Genomic DNA, 26,321 nt, shown 5'->3' on the forward strand with positions numbered 1-26,321 from the left:
CAGCCGAATTTTATCCGTGCCATTCTCAATTTTCGCAGTCCTGGCTGTTCAGGGCACGCCAAGTCGTCGGAGCGATAATTTGTCCGACAAACCCCGGTCGGAGCACTGCTCGTCCGACCAATTATAGCACGGACCGCAACACCCGCAGCCAGTTCCCGGACCGCAACCGCTCCCGATCGCCGGCCGAATAACCGCGCCGCGCCAGTAAAGCATCGAGTTTCGGCAGATCGGCAATGGTGTCCAGGTCATATGGGCACTGCTCGGTACCGAACAGGCCGTCCAGGTCGCTACCGATACCCGCGTGTCGGGCATTTCCCGCCAGTTGGCAGACGTAGTCGATGTGGTCCGCCACGCGCTCCAGACCGATCTTCAGCGAGCGGGGATCGTCTCGCTCGCGGACGTAGCCGGGGTGCAGCATCCAGGCATCCAGGGCGGCACCCACTACCCCGCCCCGTTCAATGACCGCCCGCAATTGCTCATCGGTGAACTGCCGCTCGCCCGGTACCAGGGCCCGGCAATTTTGGTGACTGGCAATGACCGGGCCGTTGTAAATTTCCAGTGCTTCAAAGAAGCCTCGATCCGTGAGATGGGTGAGGTCCAGCAGCATCCGAAGGTCGCTCATCTCCCCCAGCAGCTCCCGGCCCGCCGGGGTAAGACCGCTACCGTCCGATCCCGTACCGGCGGCGTAGCGCCCCGGACCGAAATGGGCCGGCCCGATGGACCGCAACCCCTGCTCGTAGTACCGGTGCAGGTGATCAGGATTCACGATCGAATCTGCTCCCTCCAGGGCCAGGATATACCCCACCGGCTTCCGATCGGCCGGATCATCATCCTGCCACCGCGCCAGGTGCCGCTCCAGGCCGGCAGCGTCGACGATAGCGGTCATCTCCCCCGTCCGTTCCATTTCGCGGTACCAAGCCAGCTGACGCTGGGCATCGGCCCAGGCCTGCGCGGGGGAGTGCCACCCCGGCAGGCGAAGGGTGGCCGGGGGTTTGTCGGCGTGGTCTACCCGAGCGATCAGGGTAGCGAACACGAGTCCTACCCCACCCTGGCGCAACTCCGGCAGGGCGACCGTGCCGCGGCCGCGGTCCGGGTGGTCGGTAAGCCCCTGCGCGCGTTCCCGTTCCCGGATGGTGGTGACCGGCTGGTTAAGGTCGCGGTTGTAGGTCATGGCGTTGGTGGCCAGGTCCAGGTGGGCGTCAATGATTAGGGGGGGTGCCATGGATGGGGAAGTTACTTATCGGGTGGCTAGGCGGGATATGGGCTCTCACAGATTGGCTGCGCCTGCACGGATTCGCTGCGCTCGGGCACAGATTTCCACGGATTATTCCGGCAGGGCATCGGGATAGCGCGGATTTTGAAGGGCCGCTTGTCGGGTGGTCGAGAAGCAATCCGCCCCAGACCAAGCACAGCCAAATCGTAAATCAGAAATCAAACCCCAATCCGCCGATCCCGGGCCACCACCGCCCAGCTACCCTTCACCCGCCCATCCACCACCGGTAGCATCTCCTGATAGAGATTCACCGTGGTGCAGACGTGGGCAGGAACGGCGAGATAGGGATCGCCGACCGAGATGCCCTCCGTCGACGGCACGCGGACGACCAGGTGCTCCTCCCACTGACCCACTACCTCAAAATCCGGCAAATCGGGAAAGGTCATACGCGGTTGGGCCTTATCCGGCGAGATAGCCTTCGAGCCCATATCGAAGCAGAGTTTTTCCCCGTCGATGACCGACAGTACCCGCGTCAGCACCAGGGCGGCCGGTTGGAAACCCCACTCCGGAAAGGCGTCTCCGTAGCCGGCGTCCCACAGGAAAAAGGTGCCGGGGCTGACCCAGACGTTCTCGTGGCCGACGTAGAAGGGGAAATTGGGGGATCCGGCGACGATGATCTCCAGGTTCGTGGACATGTTTTCACCTGCGCTCCGCCGCAATGAATCCACTTCTGCCAGGGCGGCTTTGGCTTGGCGTTCGCGTTCCGCGTCTTGGGGGTTACGGATGTGGCCGTCGTAGAGGTGGAAGCCACGCAACTCCAGGCCAGGCAATTGTAGCATTAGCTCGATCAAAGCCGGCGCTCGATCCGGGGGGATTCCGGTACGGTCCATGCCCGGGTTGATGTCGACGTAAACCGGTAAAGGGTCGTCGGCGAACAGCCCGGAGGCCATTCGGGCGCTGTCCGCGTTGTCGATTAGGCTCGCAAATTCGGTATCGGGATACAGCGCCCGCAGTTCCCGCCAGCGCTTCGCCTTCACCCGGGAAAGCTGATAGCTCAGCAGTACCCGTTCGGCCCCCACCGAACCCAGCAGCTCGCCCTCGCTGACGGTGCTGCATTTGAAGCGCGTAATCCCACGCTCGATGGCCATGCGCGCAACGTCCGGGTTCTTGACCGTCTTGATGTGGGGTTGCAGACAGTGGCCGTTCGCGGTCGCGGTGAGTTCGAGCGCGCGGTCGATGTTGGCGGCAACCTTGTCGGGGAAAACGAGGAGGGCGGGTGAGTCGACCTCGTCCAGATTGTGCACACCATAAGTATGGTCGAGCTGCCCGTTCATTACGCGGAGAGCTTGGCGATCACGTCGATCTCGACCTTGATACCGTGCTTGAGACCGGACTGTACGGTCGTGCGGGCCGGACGGACCCCGGTAAAAAAGGTGGCGTATTCCGCGTTGAAACGATCGAAATCGTCGCTGTCGGCCAGGTGAACGGTGACTTTCACCACGTTCTCCATGCCGGCCCCTCCGGTTTCCAGGATGGCCTTGATATTGTTGAGTACCCGGCGGGTTTCCTCCTCGATGGTGCCAAGTACGACGCTGGAGGTGGCAAAATCGACGGGCGTCTGTCCGCTCACGAAGAGCAGGTCGCCGACGATGACGCCGTCCGAATACGCGCCGGTAACGAAGTCTTCCTTCCGCTGGGGGTGGGTGATGCGTGTTTTTTCCATAAGCTATGCCCCGTAGGCCTTTACGTGTTGTTTGCTGGTGCCGAGGCCGTCGATGCCGAGTTCGACCACGTCGCCGGCTTTGAGATACCGATTGGGTTTCATGCCCAGGCCGACGCCGCTGGGGGTACCGGTACTGATGACGTCACCCGGCAGGAGGGTCATGAAACGGCTGATGTAGCTGATGCACTGGGGCAGGTTGAAGATGAAGTCGCTGGTGTTGCTGTCCTGCACCGTTTCCCCGTTCAGTTTGAGCCACAAGCGCAGCTTGTGCGGATCGCCGATTTCGTCCGGAGTAGCGATCCAGGGCCCCAGCGGCGCGAAGGTATCGGCACTCTTACCCTTTACCCACTGCCCACCGCGTTCGATCTGGAAGGCGCGTTCGCTCACGTCGTTGTGCAAAAGGTAGCCGGCCACGTGGTTCATGGCGTCCGCCTCGCTCACGTAACTGGCGCGCTCGCCGATGATGACGGCCAGCTCGACCTCCCAGTCGGTCTTGGTGCTGTCTTTCGGGAGCACGATATCGTCGTACGGACCGGTAATGGCCGAGGTTGCCTTCATGAAAATCACCGGTTCGGTGGGCGCCTGGGCACCGGTCTCAGCGGCGTGGGCGGCGTAGTTCATCCCCACGCAAACGATCTTGGAAGGCCGGGCGCAGGGGGCGGCCAGGGGGGTGCCGGCATCGACCACCGGACAATGATCGCCGTGCTCCTCCAGCCAGGTCGCCAGGCGGGCGGGGCCACCGCTGCCAAAGAAGAACTCATCGTAATCGGCGCAGAAGCCGGATACGTCGATGCGCGTACCGTCGGGACGTTGGATACCGGGCTTGGGAATAGATTCTTTGGGTTGGAAGCGGATCAGTTTCATGCGGGCAAGATAGTACCCGCGGGCGGTTCCGGCTACCGGTCAGCGGAGGGCGAAGTGGTAGCGCCACACGGCCTGGTTGCCGGCGTATTCCCCGTGCCCCTCCCGGACGATTACGTCGATGGTAAAGCCTCCGCTATCGGCTGCGGCGATCATATCCGCTTCGGTCATGCGCAGGGTACGGCTGCCGGAATCCGGGTAAAAAGGATCGGATTCCCGGCTCGTACATTCGATGTGGTAGGCCTCGGCGCTCGCCAGGTCGATGCTGTTGTGTACGTCCAGCTCCCATCCATCGACGCGGGCGACGTGCGACCATTTGTCTCCGACGTGGTCGTTAGCCAGCTCTTCGATCTCTACCAGCGTCAGCACGAAGCTGGCCGGTCGCGCCGACAGGACGGAGAGCCCGACGATACAGGCCAGCAGGAATAACCTGCCGGGAAAGGGTGACATGCTCGACATCGGACCAAAATACAAACGCCCGCCATCAATTCACAACCGCATTCTTCCCACATGCCCCGGCAAACGGTGGCCCAATCCGCAGCTTCCGCTCAAACATATGGTGACCGATGGCGGTAAACGCAGGTAGAAAACAAGCAAAACAACCGCCATTATGGTAGACGCCCTCATTCATTCCACCCTCGACGCCCTACGCCGCCCCGAAAACGAGAAAAACGGTATCCGCAAGGCGATACTCGACTACATCCGCCCCGCCTTCGACGATGCCGACCAGCGCAAACGGACCGAATCCGACCTCCCCTCCGAAGAAGCCGAAACCACCCTCTCCCAACAACTCGACCCCTGGCTCACCGGCAACCCCGACCGCATCGAGCAACTGGAGGATATTTTGGGACGGCAGGATGGATTGGGGATAGTTCGTTAGCGGTTCAGTGGCTTAGCTCGACAGCTCTGACTCCTTCTTGCCTATGGTCGTCTAAAAGTACGGGCTGTGTGCCTCCCGGCCAATCCGTAAAACTGACGATTGGTGGGCTGGCGTCCGTGGATCCGTTGCCGCTGCCCGTGGATGGTTCGATGCGGAGATTGGTATCAATGGTCTGCTATACCGGACAGCAACCATTTTATGGGCACGACAATGTGGCCCAGGAAGTCTGGCATCCATATTTATTCGGAGTAACGCGTCTGGCGGATGGCCTGATCACGTGCTCCGCTTACCTGTCATTCGGACGCCTTTTGCTCGGACTTTTCCGTGGACGGATCGCCTGCTGCCCCATCGAAGAAAATTTGGGGTGGAGGGTTTGGTAGCATGTCCCTTTTCCTTGATATAATAGTCTCCTTGCTCGATTAGTCTGATTGACAATTGGTTGTTTATGTTTGGCACATAGGTTTTCTTATGTTTAGTAGGGGTTTGAGGCCCCCCTCTCCCGGTTGCTAATCGGCCATTCCACGTCCATGGCGGAGGTTAATTGGTTAGGTCTTTGATAACTAATAAGACAGGAAGTCTAGGGGGAAAAAGATTTCACTGGTTGTGCCTGGTGAGCCCTACTGCTTAAATCCTAAATCCTCCATACGGGCAGATTGTGTTTCAGGTACCGTCACGACGATGATTCGACCTGTCCCACAGTCGCAAGCCTCACAAAAGGTCACTACCGACTGGTCAACTTCGTAACGTACATCCAACACCGTAACATCCCGCTGCATTAGATAAGCTCGAAGCGCCCCATCGGGTCCGGTAGCGCCAGAAGAGTCTTGCTGACGCCAGGGGTCGGCACACTGGGTTTCTATCCGTCGAAGTTCTATGGTCTCCGGATCTTTGTCGCAACTTGGAAAAAGAAGGGTGATGATCGCAATAAGCAGGCAGGCGGTGATTCTCATAAGGTGATTCGGTTTGCACACACGACTTCATAGCCGTGAATGTGTTTTACCCTTAAGACGAACGGGAAAAACAAGAACGTTGGTGCTCGCCGCTATTCCGGCTTTCGCCGCTTGCTTCCATCAGTTTGGCAGATTCCTATATGCGTGATCAGATGCCACTTGCTCACCCATGATATTTTCCCAAAGCCGAAGCCGGTACTTGCTCAGTATCGGAATAGGGGAAGGAGTTATTTCGGAGGGGTGAGCTGCCAGGCGGCGGCAACGGTTTCACCAGAAGATAGAGTCATAGACTTTGTTATGATAAATAGAAACCGCGAAAGGCATTACGCTTTCTGCAAAAACCTGATAAACTCTTTCGCATATCCTGTTATTAGATAAATCTGTTCAAACTTTAGCAAGTTACTCCCTTTGAGGACCGGCTTTATAACTAGAAGACCTTTGCCAACCAAAATATTTGAATAATACTCAATCTGTTGATCAGAAATTCCTAGTCTAGCTGGTAAAAGCAATTGGTTTTTCTCGTAGATTTCATCATTTACCGACTGCAACTTCGCCCCAATAGATCCTGATGATCTTGTGCTTTGCCAAAAAGCTTGTGAATCCTCAAATGTCTTTGAATACTTTTGGTCATGCCTTGCATCAGCGGCTTTTAACTGGTTCTCTAGTTCGTAGCTGTTTGTGTACAGTTTCTGCAAACCTTCAGAATACTTCTGGTAAGTCAATAATAATGAAAGTTCGACCTCCTCAATACTCGCTATCAAAGCGATGAACGAAATAGCATGGTCAGAATCTAGCGGTTCTTGAATTTGCGCGAGCACCACCTCTTTGAATCTAAGAAGTTTCTCATTATGTCTGCACTTCTTGACTTCTTCGACAACCTCAATAATAAGATCATGAAACCCTTCTGAGGCTAGATATTCTTTATCGATTTTCGATGTATCGACAGCTTTAATGGCTTCATTGAGATGGGCAAAGAACTTACTGACACGGAGAAATTGCAGTTCACTGTGGTAGGTGAACGTCACTGCCTGTAGCATAGGTCCAAGGTGAGGGATAGAACCTACCATACCCGCGAATCCAGCCTTCAACATTGCAGCCTTTGCTTCATGCATTTCAGGTGCAAATTCAGGATCGCCAAATTCTTTTATGGTTGACATAGGTGATATTTTGCCTCTTGAAGTTCTCTGTCTGTTTCCCTGAAAAAGTCTATCAATTTTCAGTTTTTAATTACCTTTTTAGCTTCGACTATTTCTTTTTTGATCGAGAGGCTATTGACCCAATCCCCTATACGCAGAGCTTTTTGAATTTTCATGGTGACTCTCTGCTCAATGTCTTGCCACTCTCCTTCGATCTGGGTATAGAAGGGAAGACAGTCAGGGCATTTAAGGCTAACCATGGAGTCAGCCGTATGATGATGATAAAAAGGATGAGGGACTAGCTGGCAGTCGCACTCGGAACAAAAGCAAGAAAGGTGATAGATCGTGTTAGAGGTGTGTGCATACTGCCATCGCCACATAACCTTAAAAAACAGGTCCTTTTTGTATTCAGACCGAGTCAGAGGACGTTCTTCAGTTCCTCCTAAACGCGAGAGCCACGTCCAGGTGATCAGCAAAATGAAGAATGCGCTGATGAGGATCAACGCAGCCAGCAGCCAGCAGCCAGTTGGCTACAGCTGTTTTCCCGGCAAACCAACCTATCGCGGTTGATGACAAAGCAGTGATTGTAGACCAGAATAAAGCCAATGCTCCACCACCCAAAACAAGGATAATACTCGCAATAACTTTACTTTCGACGGAATCCTTCCAGATGAATTTTAGAAGCTTGAGCATGTTTCGAAATCAGGACATGAGCAGAAGATTACTTCCTCCCGCTTTTGTTCTTGGTGGGATCCACAAGCGTATAAGTTGACTTTTTCTTGGTCGTAGTGGGTAAGGGTTTACCCTTGGTCGAGGTGATTTCTCGTCCTTTTCCACCGCGTGGACCAATCTCTTGGTACTGTCCAGAATTAAAAGCCGGCTCGCCGGGCTTCAGTTTGTTATTTGACATATCAGGTGAGTTAAGTTTCAATTCGCCTAGATATAAAACAATGTGTAGGTTATGATGGTTTCGCCAGGATCTCCGCTTTATAGATACTGCGTTGAGCTATTCTTTAGCAGCCGCCGCAGCGACGTGACCTGCCAATTCCGCTATGAAGGATTTTAGACTGGTCATCTCGGACAGCTCGCTATACACCCCATCCTTCTTGCTTGATCTTGGTGCGGTGATCAGGCACGCAGCTGAGTATAATTGTTCCTGCACCATTCTTTGGCACAGCAAATTATACCGCTCCAAATAGGAAGCTCCGGCGAACTCAGGAAATACTGGAAACAGAGGCTCTTTATTCCCGACCGGCGACCTTGATTTGGGTTCGTCTTCGACCATCATTAGCCACCCAATGAAGGGTTTGGCTTGCTGGCCAAGTGCTCCTTCCCGATATGCCGTCCAAAAATCATGCGCTGTTCCGATTGCCTCTTCGGAGCGGTTATTGAAGTTGTTCCCAAATGAGGGTCCAACCTGGCTTTTCAGCTCAATGGCAGCAATTAGCTGGCCTTTGTTTACGACGAGAATGTCCCAAAGCTTGGTGGGACGAAAATATCCGGGCAAGGTTAAGACCTTCCTGCTTTGATGTATGTCCGCATTCTGGAGGCCATTGCGCTCAATGATGTCTACGATCAGACCAATGAAGCCATCCATGTTATTGCCAGCCGTGACGTGCGAACGGCCGCCCTGATCCAATCGCCCAAGCTCCTCTTGCTTTTTGATGGCCTTGTCCCTGTTGCCCCAAAAAGCTTGTACTGCTTCTTTTGCTGAGGTCTCGTAGTTTGCTAAATCAAGAGCCATAAAGTTATTTATCCTGCTGTCTGGTTGATGATGGATCGCTGGTTATTGCTTAGACCATAGAGATCAAATACGACATCCCTACAACGCACAAAATCCTGGGATTTTGAAGCATCAATGAGCTGCTCCCTTACTTTTTCAGAGACAGCTTCCCACTGCGGAATTCTGATGCGGCGAAGATACTGGGCTTGATAGCGTAAATAGCCACCCCTCATCCTGGTCGAATAAGTCGAAACAAACAGTTCGGCGACGCCGGAAAGTAAAACGGTCTGGAGGGCTCTTAAGTCCCAGGTCTCAGACGTTATGTAGTAGAGATTATGATGAGGATATAGCCCTTCATGCTCATAGACTATGGAGGCGTTACCCTTGATATCAGGAATAAGAAGCTTGGGTTGATTGGCCAGCTTGGACGTGATCCTGTCAATGGTCTTATACCATTTTGCTGGCGACTTCTTTGCTACGTGCCGCCCTTTCAGTTTTTTTTGATGCCCAGTAACGTAGTCTTTGAACTTGGGATAAGTCTCCAGGTTGGCCAGCGTTCCGTCATCCTCGAATGGATTTACCACGCCCCGGCCTTGCCATACAACCTTTCCAGCATTCAGATCTTTGGTCGTGGCCAGCGGGAGTTTTCTCGAAGGTTCTACATCAAGGGTGTTGTAATCAACGATGAAAACTTGATCTGCACCGGTCGCTACACCTATGCCAACCTTGCACCCCTCTTCTTGCAGAGTAGGAAATCTCGCCTCCAAATCCCGCACAAGAGCAGTTTGATCCTGGTTGTCCAGCGTCCAAGGTTGTTCCCCGTTGACAACAGCACTTACAGTTTTAATCACGCCGGTTGCAGTTGCCTTACCGCTGCTAAAATCTCCTGCTAATTTTTTAAGAGAGGATGGAGAGACTTGAGGTTTGCTGACTAATTGGGTGAGCGTTCCACGGGAGCGCGTAATAATAGTAATTGCGGGATAGGTGGCCACGTCTGTTTCAAAGGCTTGGGTTCCGACCAGATCTATATAGGCTTTTAGGTGGTAGCCTTTGGAAATCATATTGCGTAGCGGTGCACCGTACTTGTTTTTTGTCCAGCGATCTGTACAGATGAATCCCAGAAGGCCGTGGGGCTTAAGCAGTTTAAGCGATTGTTCGATGAATGGGACATAGAGATCTGCCCGATCATAAAGCGTGCGATACTTTGCCCGGTAAGTTGAGAGCAGGATTGGGGCAATTTTCTCCTGGCGGACGTAAGGCGGATTGCCTACTACAAAATCAAACGCCGGTAGATCCTGAGTAAGAAGAAAATCACCTTGAATAAGCCACGCATCGCAGAGCCTTTCTGCTTCCACTTTATTAAAACCAGCCTCAAGAAGTTTATTCAAAACGGTCCGGCGAAGGGCATGAAAAGTCTCCTGATGAAGCTCTACACCACGAAGGCAGGTTGCTAGGGACTGAGCGAATAAAGGCCCTCCTGCTTTCTTCCAGCTGATAAGTAGTCGATCCAAGGCAGGGAGAAAGAAACGTCCCGTGCCACAGGATGGCTCAAGTAAGTTAAATCGGTGAAGTTGGCGATCGGGAGTATAGCCCACCAAGTCTAATATCAAATCGACGACACAGGATTTGGTAAATACTGCGCCTCTTTCTTCTCCGCTGGCTAGAGCCATTTCTGCCACTGCATTATCTAGCTCGGTATAGTACTGCTGAGCAGAGAACAAATCGGGGGAGGAGATTGAGGAGGGCATTCTTTAAGTGTGCTTCAGTCAGTGATTAGAATCTACAAGACTTTGAATTGAGGGATAAGTAGGGCCGCCAAAGTACAAACAAAATGTTGTTACAAGTGCTACAAGGTAAAGATTGATTGGCCCGCTAAAGCGACAAATATGCATTGCTGATCGTCTCCTGCGTCAGCCCGATGTACCGCCGCGTCACTCCGATGTCCCGGTGACCAAAGATGTGGGAGAGCAGGATCAGCGCGTGCTCGCTCCGTCCATTGTTCTCGTAGATGCGCCAGCCGAAGGTTTTGCGTAGGGTGTGTGAGCTGGCGTTCTGCGAGTCAATTCCGTAGGTCGCGAAGGCTTTCCGGATCCGCTTGTTGGCGGCGGTCACCGAGATCGCCCGCTCGCGGTTGCCGTCACTCCGCTGGTGAACGAAGACTAGGCCGGGGTGATCGGCGGAGATATTCAGCTGCCCCCCTACCCTCCTGGCCAGCTTCAGGAAATTGCCATGGACGTCGACCATTCTTTCTTTCCCGGTCTTGCCCTCCAAGATGACGAACTGATCCGACTGGATCTGATCCCACCGCAGCTGAAGGATGTCCCCGATCCGGAGGCCGAAGTAGATGCCGGCACCAATCAGGAGGGCGGTGTTGTAGCGGCGGTCGGCCATCAGATCCTTGAGGAGGGTATTCGCGTGGGTCCACCGTAGGGGGGCGGTGGCACTCTCGCGTCCCGGTTTCTCCATGTACTTAAGGTACAGCCGAGAGGTTACAAAAACGCCGTCCGCGCAGGGAAACGTAACCCAAACATCAAACCGCCGAATTATTTTTCGATTAACTATCTGACCACCAGCTAAGTAAGTGATTTTACTAGGTTACACTTCTACACGGAGTGTAACCTAGCGATGGGTGTTGAATCGACCTGCAGCTATATCCTTCGCCGTACTACTGCTTCATGCAGGGGCAGAGCGAGGTAAATCTCCATTGGCACTACGCAATTGGAGCCTCTCCAGCTTCCAAAGACCTCATCCATTCAAGAAATTTCGCTTTAGGTATTCCGTACTCCTGATGAAGGTAGAATTCGTGACTGGATGATTTTACGCGCAATGAAGGCTCATGAAAATTAGCCCGATCCGTGTCAAATTTCACATAGACCATTTCACCTTTCCCATACTGATAAAACGGAACATCATCTAACAACTCACCATCACACTCGAAGTCATGATTTTCTTGGGTTAATCTCTCAATATCTTGCAGGCTTATCTTGATCCAAACCTTGAAAGTGAAAAGTTGATTTACATCCACGATCTGGCTTTGCAACCTTCCCAGAGTAACCATCCACATTCCATCTCCGGTCAAAAATACTCCCTCCCTGAGCTGATGGATTCCTTGATTGTTTTTGATGATTGAAGGGGCTGGCATTACTGCCGTGAAGTAGTGTTTCATATGGCTTAAGTGGTTCATTTGTCAACTTCAAGAATATAGCCTTCGTCTTAAGAGGCTCTGCTAATCAGACAATCTTGTCGAGAGATTTTAATACCTCGAATTTCCGGACCATAGGGCTACTCAATTTACGGGAAGGGGCAGAAAACCGTAATGATCATCTCCCCTAGGTTACATTTATACACAAAACATATCCTACCAATAGTAGGTCAGGGAATTGCCGTCGGGAATCGTCGGGATGGCGGGGCTCAGTCCCTCAAGATACCCGCGCGCTACGGCTCGACCCAATTAAGCTCTTCGGCAATACCGTCATGCTGGCCTTTGCCAAAGTAAAGTACACCGACGCTGCCAGCAGGACAGCGTCGGGATGGAATTTCATTAGCGATTATCCAAGGCGGGCTGTAATACGGCATCGACCGCCCGGGTGATCTCCTCCGGGGGTGCGTAACCGCTTTCCAAAACCTGGGTTACGTCTCCGGTTTGCAGGAGCAGCGTGGGAAAGCCGCTCGCCTGCTTCCGGGCGCGGGACCGGGCCGCAGCACTGCGGGAGGCAGCGAGGAACGCGTCACGGAGAATACCAAGTTGCTCACAGAGGGGCAGGTAGGCGGCTTGCCGGTTCACGTCCTGCCCCTCGCGGTAGGCACCGAGGCACTCGCCGGAGGTACCCTGGTGCATTTTCAGGGCCGGGCTCAGGAAGATCGAGTCTAGCTCCTGCTCCCGTTGGAGTTCGGTAAGGTAATCGCGGACGGTAAGGGCGCCGGCCCAATATTCGGTTTAGCGTGGCGCGGCCGACCAAGCCGGTGGCACCGATCAGTAGAATATCATGAAATACTAGAGGGAAGAATAGGTCAAACTGTAAGTACTTTCGTTTCAGTTTTAGGCGAAAGCTTAATCGAACTTCCGGCCGAAATCCTCCAGGGTAAGCTGCCCGAGCTGATTCAGCAGGGCTTCGTCCGCCCGGCGGTAGAGATCCTGCAGGTGTCCGTTGATCTGCTTACCCACGGGACAGTCCGGATTAGGGTCGTTGGACCGGCCCAGAACGTGGGTGTCCCTTACGACTTGATACACCTCGGACAACTGGATCTGCGTGGCGGGCTTGCCCAGGGAGTAGCCGCCGCCCCTACCCTCTTTGCTGGTCACCAGGCCGCGATCGCGCAGGTTGCTAAGCTCCTTACGCACCACCGCCGGATTGACGTTCACGCTTCCGGCCATATAATCGGACGACAGCAACTCACCGCGGTTTAGCCGGAGCAGGGTCAGCAGGTGAAGGGCCGTGGCAAAGCGTCCGTTATTCATGTGGGGTCGAAGTTCAGGGGTTTGCAAGGCGAGCCCATCCGGACCGCGCCGCGCAGAAAACGGGGTAGAATTAATACTGTAACAAAACTAATTACAGAATGGTTTGTCTTCTAGTTACCGTTCTCTTGGATCGTTGAATCGACATAAACGGACCGATCCATATCCGGCGGAACCGATTTCTCCGAAAATCATAATACTATGGCTTCCATTCTTGCCAACATCTTCGCCCTGCGGTGCCCTACCTGCCACCAGGGAGATCTCTTCCCGACCGGTTCGTTCTCCTTCAAGCGTCCGTTCGACCAGTACAAGCACTGCCCGGCCTGTGGGCAGAATTACTTTCCCGAGCCGGGATTCTATTACGGATCGATGTTCATCTCCTACATCGGTTCGGGATTTGCCTGCCTGGCGATCGTGATGTTCCTACGGTGGGTGCTCGGTTGGTCGATGATCGCCTCCTTTGCCACGCTCATCGCCATTGTGGCGGTCGTCTTTGTCTGGTGGTTCCGCTTCGCCCGTTCCGTATGGATTCACATGGTCTGCAAATACAAGCCCGAAGTGGCGGCCGCCGTCGCCTCGGGCGACCTGAAAGTAGCGCCTCCGGAGACCTCCGATCGCAGCTAGGGTTCCCGACGCACGCTTCGCGATTGCCATGGCTCGTCTCCTTTCCCAACGGTTTAATACCGGGTTGAAAGACCTACCTGCCCGCTCAACGGATCCGTATTAGCGGAAGCGGTGCGGGTCGCCATTGAAGCCTTAAAAGAAAGTCAGCCATTTGCCAAGCAGTATGAGCTTCACCCTAACTAGATCAGGCAGTGAAAGCTTTTCACCGCCGGTTTCGTATAGTACCCCGGCTTCACCATACCGAAACGACTTGATATCGCGGATTAGCGGTACATATGAGGCGGCCTATGGCTAAAAGACGAAGGCTCACCGGGCGACCGCGAAAAGCCCTTACCGCAAGCGCAATGAATTCCCAACTCCCAACACCCTGTTGATAACTTTTTGTTTGAAAAAGGCGTTTTCTGGGTACCTTACCGAGGTCGAAAAATGCCCCGCCGATGCCCGAATTCTGCCACCTCCACTGTCATACGCAATACTCGCTGCTCGACGGAGCCTCCGAGATCGGCGTGATGATGGACAAGGCGCAGGCCGACGGCCAAAAGGGGGTTGCGCTGACCGACCACGGGAATATGTTCGGGGCCTTCAAGTTCGTCGCGGAGGCGGATAAGCGGGGGTTGAAGCCCATGATCGGCTGTGAGTTCTACCTGGTGGAAGACCGGCACGTAAAGGCCTTCAGTCGCGCACGGGGGGAAAAAGACGTCCGCTACCACCAGTTGATGCTGGCGAAGAACAAGCAGGGCTACCAGAATCTGGCTAAGCTTTGTAGTCTGGGCTACATCGAAGGGCTGTACGGTAAGTACCCACGCATCGACAAGGAACTGCTGCAGCAGTACAGTGAAGGAGTGATCGCCACCAGCTGCTGCATCGGCGCGGAAATTCCCCAGTTGCTCCTGCAGGGAAAGGACGAGGAAGCCGAGATCGCCCTCAAGTGGTGGCTCGGCGTTTTCGGGGAAGACTACTACATCGAGCTGCAGCGGCACCGCGGACTCGAGGACATCGACGGTCTCGGCATCAGCCAGGAAGACATCAACCAGAAATTGTTGGGCTTTGCGAATAAGCACGACGTGAAGGTGATCTGTACCAACGACAGCCACTACGTCGAGGAGGATGACTACCTGCCCCACGATATTCTGCTCTGCGTGAATACGGGCAGCCTCATGGAAGACATGAGCCGCTTCAAGTTTCCTAGCAGCGACTTCTACTTCAAGTCGCAGCAGGAAATGGGCCACCTCTTCAAGGACGTCCCGCAGAGTGTCGCCAACACCCTGGAGATCCACGACAAGATCGACCATCTGAAGCTGACCAGCGACGTACTGCTGCCCAACTTCCCGATGCCCGCGGGCTTCAAAACCCAGGACGAATACCTGCGCCACCTCACCTACGAGGGCGCGAAAAGGCGGTACGGGGAGCTTAACGCCATCATTACCGAGCGACTCGATTTCGAATTATCGGTCATCAAGGCCTCCGGTTATCCCGGCTACTTCCTCATCGTACAGGATTTCACCGACGCCGCCCGCAAGATGGGCGTGAGCGTAGGACCGGGTCGTGGATCCGCCGCCGGATCGGCCGTAGCGTACTGCACCGGAATCACCAACATCGACCCGATCAAGTACGACCTCCTGTTCGAGCGATTCCTCAACCCGGAGCGGGTGTCGATGCCCGATATCGATATCGACTTCGACGACGTTGGCCGCCAGAAGGTGATCGACTACGTCATCGATAAGTACGGCCAGCAACAAGTGGCCCAGATCATTACCTACGGTACCATGGCCGCCCGTTCTTCCCTGCGCGACGTGGGTCGGGTCATGGACGTCCCGCTGGGTGAGGTCGATAAGGTAGCCAAGTCTTTCCCCGCCCAGCTGGGAGCCACCCTCCGCGACGTGCTGGCCCCCAAGGACATTGCCGCCAAACTGAAGGGAAAGCTCAACGGTGACGATACCGAAAAAGCCTACCGCTTCCGCGAGATGGCCGACCGGCAGGACGAGATCGGCGAGATGATCCGCACGGCCTCCAAGCTGGAGGGCAGCATCCGTAATACCGGGGTTCACGCCTGTGGGGTCGTCATCACCCCCACTCCGGTGACCGACCACGTCCCCGTTACGGCGGACAAGGAGACGGGTATGTACATCAGCCAGTTCGACAACTCCGTAGCGGAGACCGCCGGCCTGCTGAAGATGGACTTCCTGGGGCTGAAAACGCTGAGCATTATCAAGGATGCGCTGGCGATGGTCAAGGAAAATCACGGCCTGGACATTGACATCGATGCCATCCCCCTGGACGACCCGAAGACCTACGAGCTGTTCCAGCGCGGGGAGACCAACGGCATCTTCCAGTACGAGTCGGGCGGGATGCAGAAGCACATGAAAAACCTCAAGCCGACGACCTTCGACGACTTGATCGCCATGAACGCGCTCTACCGCCCGGGGCCGCTGGAGTACATTCCGGAGTTCATCGACCGGAAGCACGGCCGTAAACCCATCACGTATACGCTCGACGGGGAGGAAAAATACCTGAAGGAAACCTTCGGCATCTACGTCTACCAGGAGCAGATCATGCTGCTCAGCCAGTCCATCGCCGGCTTCTCCAAGGGACAGGCCGACGTGCTGCGGAAAGCGATGGGTAAAAAGCAGAAGGCGGTACTCGACAAGATGTACCCCACCTTCATCGAGGGAGGAACGGCCAACGGCCACCCCGAGGATAAGCTCGGCAAGATCTGGAAGGATTGGGAAGCTTTCGCCTCCTACGCCTTCAACAAATCGCATAGTACCTGCTACGCCTTCGTGGCCTACCAGACGGCCTACCTCAAGGCCCACTACCCCGCCGAGTACATGGCTTCGGTCCTGACGCACAACCGGACCGACCAGACCAAGCTCACCTTCTTCCTTAAGGAATGTAAGCGCATGAACGTCCCGGTGCTCGGACCGGACATCAACGAAAGCCAGGCCGACTTCGCCGTCAACCAGGACGGAGCGATCCGCATCGGCATGACCGCCCTGAAGGGGGTCGGTGAAGGTCCGGTGGAATCTATCCTGACTACGCGTAAGCAGGAGGGTCCCTTCGATTCCGTCTTTCACTTGATGCAGCGCGTAGAGCCGGGCAGCGTAAACAAACGGGTACTGGAAGCCCTCGTCGATGCCGGCGCCTTCGACTGCTTCAAGCAGACCCACCGGGCCCAGTACTTCGCGCCGAGTGAGAAGTACGACAGCTACCTGGAGCACGTCACCAAATACGCCAATGCTTACCAGAGCCAGCTGGCCTCCGCCGCTTCTTCCCTCTTCGGCGCGATGCAGGACGAGGTGCTGCCCGACGAGCCGGAGCCCCCGCAGGCCAACGAATGGACGCTGCCCGAGAAACTGAGCCGTGAGAAGGAAGTCACCGGCATCTACGTTAGCGGTCACCCGCTCGACGGCTATAAACTGGAGATCGATAACTTCGTCACCTGCTCTTTGGGCGAGCTGGACCCACAACGCTACGGTAAGACGCCGCTCCGGCTGGCCGGTATGATCAGCAGTTCCCGGCACATGGTCTCGAAGAACGGCAACGGCTGGGGGATCTTCGAACTCAGCGACTTCGACGAGACCATCGAATTCAAGCTCTTCGGGGAAGACTACGAGAAATACAAGCACGTACTGAGCCAGGGCAAGGCGGTCTTCGTAAAGGCGAGCTACCGCCCCAAGTGGAACAGCGACGAAGTAGAAATCAGCGTGAACGAAGTAAAGCTCCTCGAAGGTCTCGGCCGGGAAATGACCGATGCCATCATCCTGAAGCTTCCCCTACCCGATCTCTCCCCCGAACTGGTTCGATCACTCGACGATCTCTGCCAGCAGTACCAGGGGCAGCAAAAACTGCGCATGGTCTTTTACGACCCCGAAGCGGACATCAAACTGAAGATGGTGAGCCGGGAGCGTACGGTCGACGCGGATACCGATTTCATCAACGAGATCGAGCGTCTGGGTATAAAGTACCGGGTATCCGCGGGCTAAGCAATCGATCGATAGCCGGCTGCCGGTACCAGCAGAGAGTATTCGGTTAGCCAAGGCATCCATGCGAAGGCGTCACGAAGGAGTAGACATCCGATTGAGGAAGGGATGAGTCGTCAGAACTGATACCCCCCTACCAGCGAAATCGTACGTTGGCGGTGCTGTAGCGCTGTATTGGACCGCAGCATATCCTGCGCGAGATTATACCGGAGTTCGAGTTGGAGATGATCGGCAAACCTGACGCCGGCACCGGCCCCGGGTGCCATACTGACAAAGACCTGCTGCTTAAGACCCGAGGCGTAGTAGGCGTCACCATCGACCGGAAACAGGAATTGCCCGAATAAATTTGCGTAAACATCCGTCTTGGTACCCTGACTGAAGTAGTACCGGACACCCACCGGAACATTTATCGAGGTTACATCCAAATCTAGTTCCCGGCCGATGGGCTCCGCCACCCAGTCCAGGCGAAAGCGCTGATAGTACGCCTCCCCCGTTACCGCCCACTGGGCGTGCAGGAATCGGAAGGTGAGCTCCGCCTCGATCCCGACGCGCGGGACGAGCACGTCGTCGTAGTCGTAGGTGTCCACCCTCCCGCTCGAGGATATGTATCCCATACTCGACCGATGATGATCTACGCCCCCACGCAGGGCCAGACGGAAACGGCGGCCCTGATTACGGCGCTCGTAGATCACGTATTCGGCCCCTACGCACGCATTGTAATTTTCGACGTAGCGCATCAATGGCTTTCGGGCATAGTCCAACTTCTTCCCAGGTGTGGAAACGCCACAAGCCATCAGGGAGAACAAGACATCCCGGTATAAGTCCTGATGAACCATCCGGTCCCCACTCAAATAGCGGCGGCTGACCAGGGGCTTGATGGCCCCCTCGCCCATCCGGTAAAAAAACAGCAATCGGTTACCGGATTTATAATAGAACAGGTCGGCGGCCCCGTCTAGCAACACCTCCAGAAAGACCGTGTCTCGGCGGTACTCGGGGAGCGGTGATTTACTGAGGCTGTTCAATTCCCGCGGCGAATCTTCTATATCGACCCCGGCCCGCACGTAGCGCACTTCACTCTCGCCGATCCCGAACTCGCGAACCGTCCCCACATCACCGATTTGGGTTGACCCATCGGTCGTACGGTACTTAAAGGTCTCGGGACTTGTGGCCCAATCGCGATCCAGTATGTCCACCGCGAGCCTTTCGCCACTGGCCTTGATCAGGTAGCCGGGCTGGTAGTCGGACTGGCAAAATAACGTCATCGCCAATAGGACCAGCAACCCGGACAAACAAAAACGTAGCATGGAAGGGCGTATTTAGGTGTACCTCACAAATGATGGCCTGGGGTATAATAGCGTATTCCCCGCAAACATTAACGGGGTTTCACCCCAGCCACCGGCCTCCGCGAAATGGGGCGAAGCCGGAAGTAAACTTTCAGGGCAACTAGCGCGGGGGCAGACGTTACCGCCCGCATAAACGTTTGGACGGCCGTCCGCCAGCACCACGGATAGTAGATTAGATACAGGCGGTCATCGAGTGAGCGGACCAAATAGGTTGATTCGCTGGGGAGGGTGCAGCTATTGCCTTACCTTGGCATGTGATTCCAGCGCCTATGGCCAATCTTTTTCAGCGGCACAAGAAATTTATCCTGCACTTCGCCTTCTGGAGTGTATACGCCTCGCTGTTTTTTTACACGATCAGCTATGCGCGGAAAGGAGAACCCGACTGGGGCCGCGTGTTTGGGGATCTGACGTTTCATACGCTTGGCCTCATGGCCATCGGTTACCTCAATTACTTCGTTTTCCTGCCCCGATTATTAAGGCACCAGAAAATCGGCCGGTACCTGCTGACCTTCCTGCCGGTGTATATTCTCCTGTCCTATCTATTCCTGAAGGGCAAACAGGCGGTGCTGGCTTACTACTTAGGCCCGGATGACTGGATGTACAGTTCCCGCTTCGCGATCAACGTCCTGATGAGCGTTTTCTTCGCCGTCGCCTGCGTCGGGCTGCTCCGTTTCGTTGAGGATTACTTCGAACTGGAAGCCCGCCGTAAGGAGCTGGCCAATCAGCAACTGACCAGCGAACTCCAGTTTCTGCGCGCGCAGGTCAACCCCCACTTCCTGTTCAATACGCTCAATAACCTGTACTACCTGGCCGTCAACAACAGCCAGCGTACGCCCGAAGTCATCGCCAAACTCTCGGGTATGATGCGGTACATGATCTACGAGAGCAACCACGAAAACGTACCCCTGGACCGCGAGATCGAGTACATCGAAAACTACCTCAGCCTGGAGCGCCTTCGCCTGGAGGAGAACGTGCCGATCACCTTCGAGGTGGAAGGAACGACCGCCGGCGTACGCATCGCTCCGCTGATCCTTATCACTTTCCTGGAAAATGCCTTCAAGCACGGCGTCAGCAGCTCCGCCACCGCACCCTGGATCACGGTTCACCTGGAGGCGGATCGGTCGGAGCTGGTGTACCGAGTTGCAAACGGTAAATTGTCGGATGACAGCAAGGTGCTGAAGAACAAATCCGGCATCGGGCTGCAAAACGTCAAGCGTCGCCTGGAACTCTCCTACCCCGGCCATCACTATCTGCGCATCTCCGATACCGATGAACGGTACGAGGTGATTCTTAAACTAGATCTGGCATGAACCTGACCTGCCTGGTGGTCGACGACGAACCCATGGCCCGCCGCCTGCTGCAACAGTACGTCGAGCAAACGCCAAACCTGACCCTTACCGCGTCGATCGGCAACCCCCTGCAGGCCCTGAAGGTGCTCCAGGAAGATCCGCCGGATATCCTTTTTCTGGACGTACAGATGCCCGAACTGACCGGTACGTCGCTGCTGAAGATCCTCAAAAAAAAGCCCGTCGTCGTCCTCACGACCGCCTACTCCGAATACGCCCTCGAGGGCTACGAGCTAGAGGTCACGGACTACCTGCTCAAACCAATCACCTTCGAACGGTTTTTGCAGTGCGTCGAGCGCATTACCCAGGCCAAGAATCCGGTGCATTCGCCGGGCGTCCTCTCCGTGGAGGGCTCTATACCTGCGCCCGCCGCCCCCTCCTTTTTTTTCGTCAAGGACGGGACGAAGTCCGTACGCATCAATTTTGACGAGATCACCCACATCGAGGGACTCAAGGACTACGTAAAAATTCATACGCTTTCCAAGCGTATCACTACGCTACAGAGCCTGAAAAAATTGATGGAAACCCTGCCGGCCGGCCAGTTCGTGCGGGTGCATCACTCCTACATCGTGGCCCTGAAATGGATCGAGGAAGTATCGCGGGATGAGGTGACCATCGGAGACGTCACCGTTCCCGTCAGCGACACCTACCGCCGGGAACTCAAGGAGATCATCGATAATCGCCAATTGTAATTCAGGGCGTCGGAGCGCAGGTAAAAACCTTTTTCAGAATAGTTGGGCTACTCGGCAACGAGCACCACTCTCGCGTAGCGCGTCAGGGAGGGTGACCCGCCATCGGTAACTTCGGCTACCAGATGCAGGGTTTCTCCGGATTTCATGTCGCGGGGAACGGTCAGCTTCACTGCCGACTTATTCAGGATCATCATGGCCTTGCCGGCGTAGGTATCCGCTTCCCCGTACTGGAACCAATGGTAGAACAGCTTGTCTCCGTCGGGATCGGTGGCAGATACCTGGAGCGTGACCAGGTCTCCGGGCTTCACCGTGCGCATCAGCTCGCCTTCGGGGTCGATCACGGGTGGATGATTGGCTAGTTCGTACGGCAGGATGCACCAGTCGGCCCGGGCGGCAAAATCCCGTTGCAGGGCCGGTATCCAACGGGTAATCGCGTAGGCATTGTCTCGCTTGCGCGTGAAAGGATTGTAATCCGCGGCCGCGGCAAGGTCTTCGTAGCGCGTACCGGCACTGTCGACCGGCACCAGGCGGCCACCCCATCCGCCCCAGGACGGATGGGATAAACTGTGGAGCCCCACGTTCAAGAGGTGAAGAAAGGCCGGGGAATCCCCCTCGGAGAGGAAATCATAGGGCTGAAAACTCCCCCACTGGGAGCTGTCCAGCCGCTCCGGATCGCCGTGAATGTGCTCGGGGTCGCCCGTTTGCTTCCGTCCGTCGCCGTAGCTGTAGTAATTCGCGGTAAGCGGCCCGTGATTCTTTATGATATGGTTGCCCATGAAATCCCCTTCCAGCCAATAGTGCAACTTCGCGGGGACGGCCCGCTGCCAGTCGTACGCCAAGCCGCCGAACTGACCGCCGTTGTACAGAATGGGGATATCGGGCCAGGCGCCGGCTATGTACTTCCGGTAGGTTGCGTCCTGATCCATGATCAGGTAAATGATCGCCTTGTCGCTGACGCGGCGGTACACTTCCTCCCACTCCGCCGAGTCGGAGTAGGCGTCCTCGATGGACTTTAGGGCGCGGGCTATGGTATTGGTTCCGCCCCATGCCTGTAAGTATATGGCTGCCGTATCACTGTCCAGCAACAGGTTCCTGATGTGGTCGGACCCCTCCGTATCGTTTTCCATCTCTCCCTCGAAGGTGATATTGCCGACCTTGACCAGACTGAGCAGCGAATCCGGGGAGGGGTAACCTTCCGCGTGCCGCCGCAGCGTATCATAAACCGATGCGTAATCCCCGATAACTTCCTGCATCCATTGCTCGCCGGGCCAGCGAAGATCGGTTTGTTCGCCGTACATCTCCCGGGTCATGTCCATTTCGGACACCATGGTGGTTCCCTGGCCGTCTCCCTTATAGTGCCACATCGAGCTGCTGTAAACTAGCCCCTCGATTTCCATCTCATTAGCGTACAGGAGCAGCCGGACGAAGGAATCGACGTCGTCGATCTCCCCGTCGGTGGTGATCACGGTCCGTGGCTTTGGCGTTTGGCCCGCCGCGACCGTCGATAAACCGAGGGCGAAGAGGAAGGACAAACAGCGAAGTAGCGTAAGGGACATGGCGGCCGGAATTTAGTGATGCTTCGAGGGGGTGAAGGTACAGAAGCCTCTTCAGAGAGTGGAAGCTTCGACCCCGGGCCTGCCACTGTTCGCGTAGGCCGCTCGGATCTTATCAGGGGGCAAGCAGCGTTAACCACGACAGCCACGTTGAATGGGGGCAAGCAATTGCAAATCAGCGGCACTAAAATTGAAATTTAATAGGGAAAGCTTGGCTCTTTCTAATATAAATTGCACTTTTAATGCCAGAAGCGTAAGATTTGTATTATCGCGTTCTTCGTATTGTAATTTAAAGTCAATTGAGCAAAAAAAATTCCCCCGTACCAGACGGGGCCGACCCGGACACTCCCGGCGTAGGCATCGTGCATGCCTGTGACCGGTTTGAGATACCGATTCTTCCCAGTTTTCCACTTTACTAGTCCCCGACTGTGTGATCCCGGGCCAATGTGCTTATTCGGCTTGAAGGTTACGCAATCGTTTGTCTATACATCACCATGTTATACTCACGTACTCTGAATAATCCATATTAATCAACAATTATGAGAGTTTTATATCCGCATTTGCGGGCTGGCAAATTCCGGGCCTCATGGCATCCGGTTAGCCTGACCGTGCTTTCGCTGCTCTGCTCCGGGTGGTTAGCTGCACAAACCGTCACGGGCACCGTGTACGACGAGACCGGTATCGGTCTGGTAGGTGCCACTGTGATGCTGGACGGCACGTCTACGGGAACGGTTACCGATTTTGACGGCAACTACTCCCTCAATGCAGACGAAGGCAATGTCCTTGTTTTTTCTTTTACCGGTTATGTTCCGCAGACCATAACGGTAGGCCCCGAAACGGTTATTGACGTTACGCTGGAACCGAACGTTGCCGTTCTCGACCAGATCGTCGTAACCGGTTACAACCAGCAACGGAAAGGTGACATCACCGGTGCCGTGGCGGTCCTGGACGCGGACGAGCTTTCGAGCGTTGCAGCCTCCTCGGTCAACCAGCAGCTTGAAGGTAGAGCAACCGGTATCCAGACTTCTACCTCCGGACAGGCCGGCGCGGGAACCAACATCCGTATCCGGGGCATCTCGTCGTTTACCAACAACGACCCCCTGATCGTAGTCGATGGTGTTCCCCAACTCAACAGCTACCTCAACAACATCAACCCGCAGGATATCGCCTCGCTGCAGATCCTCAAGGACGCTTCCGCTTCCTCGATCTACGGTACGCGGGCTTCCAACGGGGTAATTATCATTACCACCAAGAAAGGTGCCTCGGGCAAACCACGCATCACCTACGACGCTTATGTCGGTATACAGGATCACGAGCGCGGTTTCAACGACTTCCTGATCCAGGACCCGAACGACTACGCCCGGATCTTCTTCCAGCAGTATACCGACCAGAACCGCACGCCGCCAAACAACCTTTACGGTAATGGCCGCACGCCGGAGCTTCCGACCTACATCTTTCCCGCGCGTAACGCGGATGGCACGCAGCCCACGGTCGACGAAGCCAACTACGGCTTCCCGAACAACATCATCGCCCGTGCCAATACCAGCGGTACGGACTGGTGGGACGCCGTATTCGATCCCGCTCCCGTGACCGACCACACCCTGGCGATTTCGGGCGGTACCGACGCCGGCACCTACCGGATCTCCGCGAATTACTTCAATCAGCAGGGAACGATGATCGAAACCTACTTCAAGCGCATGGCGCTGCGGGCTAACTCGCAGTGGACGCTGGGTAAGTTCACGATCGGCGAAACGCTGAACCTGTCGCGCACGCAGAACGTCGGCGTTCCCGGGGGGCTCCAGAGCGAGCAGGGCACGCTGATGCAGATCATCAAGCAGCAGCCCATCATTCCGGTGTACGACGAGGGCGGAAACTTCGCCAGCGGTAAAGCGACCTCGCTGTCCAACGGTACGAACCCCGTTGCCATGCTGGTGCGCAACCGCAACAACGTCGGTGAGTACGATGCTGCCTTGGGTAGCCTGTTCGGAACCGTTGAAATTATCGACGGCCTGGTGCTGAAGACCAACTTCGGTGTCAACTACAGTGTTGGTGGCGCCCCCAACTTCACTTTCCCCACCTTCGAAAACAACGAGCCGAACGTCAACAACGGCTTCTCCGAAAACCTGAACCGGGCCCTGAGCTGGGTATGGACGAACACGGCGAAGTACGACCGCAACTTCAACGATCGTCACGACATCGGCGTCCTGGTCGGTTACGAGGCGCTGAAGGAGCGCTACCGTCAAATTGCCGGTTCCTACGGTAACTACTTCCTGACCGACCCGAGCGTCCGCTACCTGAATCCCGGTCTCGGTTCGTTCATCTCGAACACCTCCACCGGTAACGAGCACACCCTGCTATCCATCTTCGGTAGCGTGAACTATGCTTTGGATAACAAATACCTGATCGGAGCTACGATTCGTCGCGACGGCTCGAGCCGCTTTGCCGAAGAAAACCGCTTCGGCGTATTCCCTTCCGCAAGCCTCGGCTGGCGGGTTTCCGCGGAGCCCTTTATGGAAAACATTGGCTGGCTCTCCGACCTGAAGCTGCGTTTCGGATTCGGTACCGTGGGTAACGAGAACATCGGCAACTACCGCTTTACCAACCAGTTCGGCGGATCGCCGGCCAGCACCTTCTACGCCATCAACGGCGGCAACACGCTGACGACCGGTTATACGGCCACCGCACTGGGCGATCCGTCCATCGGCTGGGAGGAAAAGACCACCTCCAATTTCGGCATCGACCTGTCAATCCTGGAGGACAAGGTGAACGTCGTCCTCGACATCTACCAGTCTACCGTCGACAACCTCCTGTTTAACCCCGCGCTGCCAAACACGGCCGGACTGGTCACGCCGCCCTTCGTCAACATCGGACAGATGGACAACAACGGTTTCGACCTGGCCATCAACTGGCGCCCTGACGTAGGCCCGGTCAAGTTTGACATCGGACTCAACGTATCTCAGTACCGCAATGAGATTGTCCGCATCGACGGAAACGCCGATGTATTCTCGCCCCGTGGTGCCCCCGGTATTCGTACCGCTCCTTCCGATTACATTGTCAACCAGGTAGGCTCTCCCGTGGGTTCCTTCTTCGGTTACCAGCTGGACGGCATCTGGCAGAGCCAGGCCGAGATCGACGAGTACAACGCCCTTGACGGCGATGCTTCCTCGAACTACATGGCCTATGCGGCTCCCGGCAGTTTCCGCTTTGCCGACAACAACGGCTTCGACCCGGAGACCAATGAGCTGACCGGACGTCCGGACGGCGTCGTCAACGATGCGGACCTGACCGTGATCGGTAGCCCCCACCCCGACTTCACCGCCGGCTTTAACCTCGGTGCCCGGGTTGGAAACTTCGACTTCACCGCCTTCCTGTTCGGTAGCTTCGGCAACGACATCCTGAATACGACCAAGCAGTTCACCATTTTCCGGGAATTCAACACCAACGCGGACCGTGCCATCCTGACGGAGAGCTGGACGCCACAGAACCCGAATGGCCGCCTGCCCGCCCTCAACATCAACGACACGCAGAGCCGGGTACTCTCTTCCTTTTACGTGGAAGACGGTAGCTACGTACGCCTCAAGCAGCTGCAACTCGGATACACCCTTCCGGGCTCCGTGGGCGGCAACGTCCTGAAGAACCTACGCTTTTACGTGCAGGCGCAGAACCTGTTTACCATTACCGACTACTCGGGCCTGGATCCGGCTCTTTCCAGCTTTGACGTGAGTGGCAACGTTGACGCAGACGATCTCTACATGGGAATCGATTACGGCAACTACCCTACCTCCCGCATCATCATGGTCGGCGTTAACGCCGGATTCTAAACAAACAATCTGAATCAGAA

22 protein-coding genes are annotated in these 26,321 nt (G+C 55.6%); 6 read left to right on the forward strand and 16 right to left on the reverse strand.

Annotation, left to right across the window (positions count from 1 at the left end; all coding sequences use genetic code 11):
• Nucleotides 1-121: 121 nt before the first annotated feature.
• The 5 genes from DRW39_RS08505 to DRW39_RS08525 form a co-directional block, all read right to left on the reverse strand.
• Nucleotides 122-1,222: a dipeptidase gene (locus DRW39_RS08505; RefSeq protein WP_116106599.1), complete on the reverse strand. Its 1,101-nt coding sequence runs from the start codon at nt 1,220-1,222 to the stop codon at nt 122-124.
• Between the two features lie 209 nt (nt 1,223-1,431).
• A complete protein-coding gene (locus DRW39_RS08510) occupies nt 1,432-2,517 on the reverse strand; it encodes an alanine racemase (RefSeq protein WP_198664824.1) in 1,086 nt (361 codons plus the stop codon).
• Between the two features lie 29 nt (nt 2,518-2,546).
• Nucleotides 2,547-2,936 carry a RidA family protein gene (locus tag DRW39_RS08515; protein ID WP_116106601.1) on the reverse strand — a complete coding sequence of 130 codons (390 nt, stop codon included), beginning with the start codon at nt 2,934-2,936 and terminating at the stop codon, nt 2,547-2,549.
• 3 nt (nt 2,937-2,939) lie between these two features.
• Nucleotides 2,940-3,800: a fumarylacetoacetate hydrolase family protein gene (locus DRW39_RS08520; RefSeq protein ID WP_116106602.1), complete on the reverse strand. Its 861-nt coding sequence runs from the start codon at nt 3,798-3,800 to the stop codon at nt 2,940-2,942.
• A gap of 39 nt (nt 3,801-3,839) precedes the next feature.
• The gene (locus tag DRW39_RS08525) at nt 3,840-4,256 is read right to left on the reverse strand and encodes a hypothetical protein (RefSeq protein WP_116106603.1); all 417 of its coding nucleotides are present in this window, start codon (nt 4,254-4,256) and stop codon (nt 3,840-3,842) included.
• Nucleotides 4,257-4,407: 151 nt separating this feature from the next.
• Here DRW39_RS08525 and DRW39_RS08530 point away from each other — a divergent pair, with 151 nt between their 5' ends.
• Complete coding sequence (locus DRW39_RS08530) at nt 4,408-4,677, forward strand: hypothetical protein (protein WP_116106604.1); 270 nt, start codon at nt 4,408-4,410, stop codon at nt 4,675-4,677.
• A 617-nt stretch (nt 4,678-5,294) separates the two neighbouring features.
• Here DRW39_RS08530 and DRW39_RS22215 read toward each other — a convergent pair.
• From DRW39_RS22215 to DRW39_RS08580, 9 genes are all read right to left on the reverse strand, one after another.
• On the reverse strand, nt 5,295-5,627 hold the full coding sequence (locus DRW39_RS22215; protein ID WP_157976008.1) for a hypothetical protein: 333 nt from the start codon (nt 5,625-5,627) through the stop codon (nt 5,295-5,297).
• A gap of 323 nt (nt 5,628-5,950) precedes the next feature.
• A complete protein-coding gene (locus DRW39_RS08535) occupies nt 5,951-6,784 on the reverse strand; it encodes a hypothetical protein (protein WP_116106605.1) in 834 nt (277 codons plus the stop codon).
• 411 nt (nt 6,785-7,195) lie between these two features.
• A complete protein-coding gene (locus DRW39_RS08545; RefSeq protein WP_116106607.1) occupies nt 7,196-7,456 on the reverse strand; it encodes a hypothetical protein in 261 nt (86 codons plus the stop codon).
• Between the two features lie 313 nt (nt 7,457-7,769).
• Nucleotides 7,770-8,507: a PaeR7I family type II restriction endonuclease gene (locus tag DRW39_RS08555; RefSeq protein WP_116106609.1), complete on the reverse strand. Its 738-nt coding sequence runs from the start codon at nt 8,505-8,507 to the stop codon at nt 7,770-7,772.
• An 8-nt stretch (nt 8,508-8,515) separates the two neighbouring features.
• Nucleotides 8,516-10,234 (reverse strand): Eco57I restriction-modification methylase domain-containing protein, encoded by a 1,719-nt coding sequence (locus DRW39_RS08560; RefSeq protein ID WP_198664825.1) that lies wholly within the window; start codon nt 10,232-10,234, stop codon nt 8,516-8,518.
• 124 nt (nt 10,235-10,358) lie between these two features.
• Nucleotides 10,359-10,952: a tyrosine-type recombinase/integrase gene (locus DRW39_RS08565; RefSeq protein WP_116106610.1), complete on the reverse strand. Its 594-nt coding sequence runs from the start codon at nt 10,950-10,952 to the stop codon at nt 10,359-10,361.
• A gap of 244 nt (nt 10,953-11,196) precedes the next feature.
• Nucleotides 11,197-11,652 (reverse strand): hypothetical protein, encoded by a 456-nt coding sequence (locus tag DRW39_RS08570; protein WP_116106611.1) that lies wholly within the window; start codon nt 11,650-11,652, stop codon nt 11,197-11,199.
• A gap of 375 nt (nt 11,653-12,027) precedes the next feature.
• Nucleotides 12,028-12,324 carry a hypothetical protein gene (locus DRW39_RS08575; protein ID WP_116106612.1) on the reverse strand — a complete coding sequence of 99 codons (297 nt, stop codon included), beginning with the start codon at nt 12,322-12,324 and terminating at the stop codon, nt 12,028-12,030.
• Between the two features lie 213 nt (nt 12,325-12,537).
• Complete coding sequence (locus tag DRW39_RS08580; RefSeq protein ID WP_116106613.1) at nt 12,538-12,945, reverse strand: Rrf2 family transcriptional regulator; 408 nt, start codon at nt 12,943-12,945, stop codon at nt 12,538-12,540.
• A gap of 198 nt (nt 12,946-13,143) precedes the next feature.
• Here DRW39_RS08580 and DRW39_RS08585 point away from each other — a divergent pair, with 198 nt between their 5' ends.
• Nucleotides 13,144-13,566 (forward strand): DUF983 domain-containing protein, encoded by a 423-nt coding sequence (locus DRW39_RS08585; RefSeq protein ID WP_116106614.1) that lies wholly within the window; start codon nt 13,144-13,146, stop codon nt 13,564-13,566.
• 437 nt (nt 13,567-14,003) lie between these two features.
• Complete coding sequence (gene dnaE, locus DRW39_RS08590; protein ID WP_116106615.1) at nt 14,004-17,549, forward strand: DNA polymerase III subunit alpha; 3,546 nt, start codon at nt 14,004-14,006, stop codon at nt 17,547-17,549.
• 113 nt (nt 17,550-17,662) lie between these two features.
• Here dnaE and DRW39_RS08595 read toward each other — a convergent pair whose 3' ends face one another.
• Nucleotides 17,663-18,850: a hypothetical protein gene (locus DRW39_RS08595; protein WP_157976009.1), complete on the reverse strand. Its 1,188-nt coding sequence runs from the start codon at nt 18,848-18,850 to the stop codon at nt 17,663-17,665.
• 308 nt (nt 18,851-19,158) lie between these two features.
• On the opposite strand from DRW39_RS08595, the gene DRW39_RS08600 reads away from it, so the two are divergent.
• Both DRW39_RS08600 and DRW39_RS08605 read left to right on the forward strand, forming a co-directional pair.
• Nucleotides 19,159-20,199 carry a sensor histidine kinase gene (locus tag DRW39_RS08600; protein WP_116106617.1) on the forward strand — a complete coding sequence of 347 codons (1,041 nt, stop codon included), beginning with the start codon at nt 19,159-19,161 and terminating at the stop codon, nt 20,197-20,199.
• On the forward strand, nt 20,196-20,927 hold the full coding sequence (locus tag DRW39_RS08605) for a LytR/AlgR family response regulator transcription factor (protein ID WP_116106618.1): 732 nt from the start codon (nt 20,196-20,198) through the stop codon (nt 20,925-20,927). Before DRW39_RS08600 ends, DRW39_RS08605 begins: the two co-directional genes overlap by 4 nt.
• A 47-nt stretch (nt 20,928-20,974) precedes the next feature.
• Here the strand turns inward: DRW39_RS08605 and DRW39_RS08610 are convergent, their stop codons facing one another.
• Nucleotides 20,975-22,483, reverse strand: a complete 1,509-nt coding sequence (locus DRW39_RS08610; protein WP_116106619.1) for a DUF1593 domain-containing protein — start codon at nt 22,481-22,483, stop codon at nt 20,975-20,977.
• A 536-nt stretch (nt 22,484-23,019) separates the two neighbouring features.
• Here DRW39_RS08610 and DRW39_RS08615 point away from each other — a divergent pair.
• Nucleotides 23,020-26,301, forward strand: coding sequence for a SusC/RagA family TonB-linked outer membrane protein (locus DRW39_RS08615; RefSeq protein ID WP_116106620.1), 3,282 nt, complete (start codon nt 23,020-23,022; stop codon nt 26,299-26,301).
• Nucleotides 26,302-26,321 lie beyond the last annotated feature (20 nt).

The sequence above is a fragment of the Lewinella sp. IMCC34191 genome, assembly GCF_003390935.1.
Classification (GTDB): domain Bacteria; phylum Bacteroidota; class Bacteroidia; order Chitinophagales; family Saprospiraceae; genus Neolewinella.

Coding starts and splice junctions, on each gene's coding strand:
- DRW39_RS08585 (WP_116106614.1), top strand. CDS start 13,144: ATGGCTTCCATTCTTGCCAACATCTTCGCCCTGCGGTGCCCTACCTGC.
- DRW39_RS08530 (WP_116106604.1), top strand. CDS start 4,408: ATGGTAGACGCCCTCATTCATTCCACCCTCGACGCCCTACGCCGCCCC.
- DRW39_RS08580 (WP_116106613.1), bottom strand. CDS start 12,945: ATGAATAACGGACGCTTTGCCACGGCCCTTCACCTGCTGACCCTGCTC.
- DRW39_RS08525 (WP_116106603.1), bottom strand. CDS start 4,256: ATGTCGAGCATGTCACCCTTTCCCGGCAGGTTATTCCTGCTGGCCTGT.
- DRW39_RS08535 (WP_116106605.1), bottom strand. CDS start 6,784: ATGTCAACCATAAAAGAATTTGGCGATCCTGAATTTGCACCTGAAATG.
- DRW39_RS08520 (WP_116106602.1), bottom strand. CDS start 3,800: ATGAAACTGATCCGCTTCCAACCCAAAGAATCTATTCCCAAGCCCGGT.
- DRW39_RS08505 (WP_116106599.1), bottom strand. CDS start 1,222: ATGGCACCCCCCCTAATCATTGACGCCCACCTGGACCTGGCCACCAAC.
- DRW39_RS22215 (WP_157976008.1), bottom strand. CDS start 5,627: ATGAGAATCACCGCCTGCCTGCTTATTGCGATCATCACCCTTCTTTTT.
- DRW39_RS08615 (WP_116106620.1), top strand. CDS start 23,020: ATGAGAGTTTTATATCCGCATTTGCGGGCTGGCAAATTCCGGGCCTCA.
- DRW39_RS08595 (WP_157976009.1), bottom strand. CDS start 18,850: ATGCTACGTTTTTGTTTGTCCGGGTTGCTGGTCCTATTGGCGATGACG.
- DRW39_RS08515 (WP_116106601.1), bottom strand. CDS start 2,936: ATGGAAAAAACACGCATCACCCACCCCCAGCGGAAGGAAGACTTCGTT.
- DRW39_RS08605 (WP_116106618.1), top strand. CDS start 20,196: ATGAACCTGACCTGCCTGGTGGTCGACGACGAACCCATGGCCCGCCGC.
- dnaE (WP_116106615.1), top strand. CDS start 14,004: ATGCCCGAATTCTGCCACCTCCACTGTCATACGCAATACTCGCTGCTC.
- DRW39_RS08555 (WP_116106609.1), bottom strand. CDS start 8,507: ATGGCTCTTGATTTAGCAAACTACGAGACCTCAGCAAAAGAAGCAGTA.
- DRW39_RS08565 (WP_116106610.1), bottom strand. CDS start 10,952: ATGGAGAAACCGGGACGCGAGAGTGCCACCGCCCCCCTACGGTGGACC.
- DRW39_RS08600 (WP_116106617.1), top strand. CDS start 19,159: ATGGCCAATCTTTTTCAGCGGCACAAGAAATTTATCCTGCACTTCGCC.
- DRW39_RS08560 (WP_198664825.1), bottom strand. CDS start 10,234: ATGCCCTCCTCAATCTCCTCCCCCGATTTGTTCTCTGCTCAGCAGTAC.
- DRW39_RS08545 (WP_116106607.1), bottom strand. CDS start 7,456: ATGCTCAAGCTTCTAAAATTCATCTGGAAGGATTCCGTCGAAAGTAAA.
- DRW39_RS08610 (WP_116106619.1), bottom strand. CDS start 22,483: ATGTCCCTTACGCTACTTCGCTGTTTGTCCTTCCTCTTCGCCCTCGGT.
- DRW39_RS08575 (WP_116106612.1), bottom strand. CDS start 12,324: ATGCACCAGGGTACCTCCGGCGAGTGCCTCGGTGCCTACCGCGAGGGG.
- DRW39_RS08570 (WP_116106611.1), bottom strand. CDS start 11,652: ATGAAACACTACTTCACGGCAGTAATGCCAGCCCCTTCAATCATCAAA.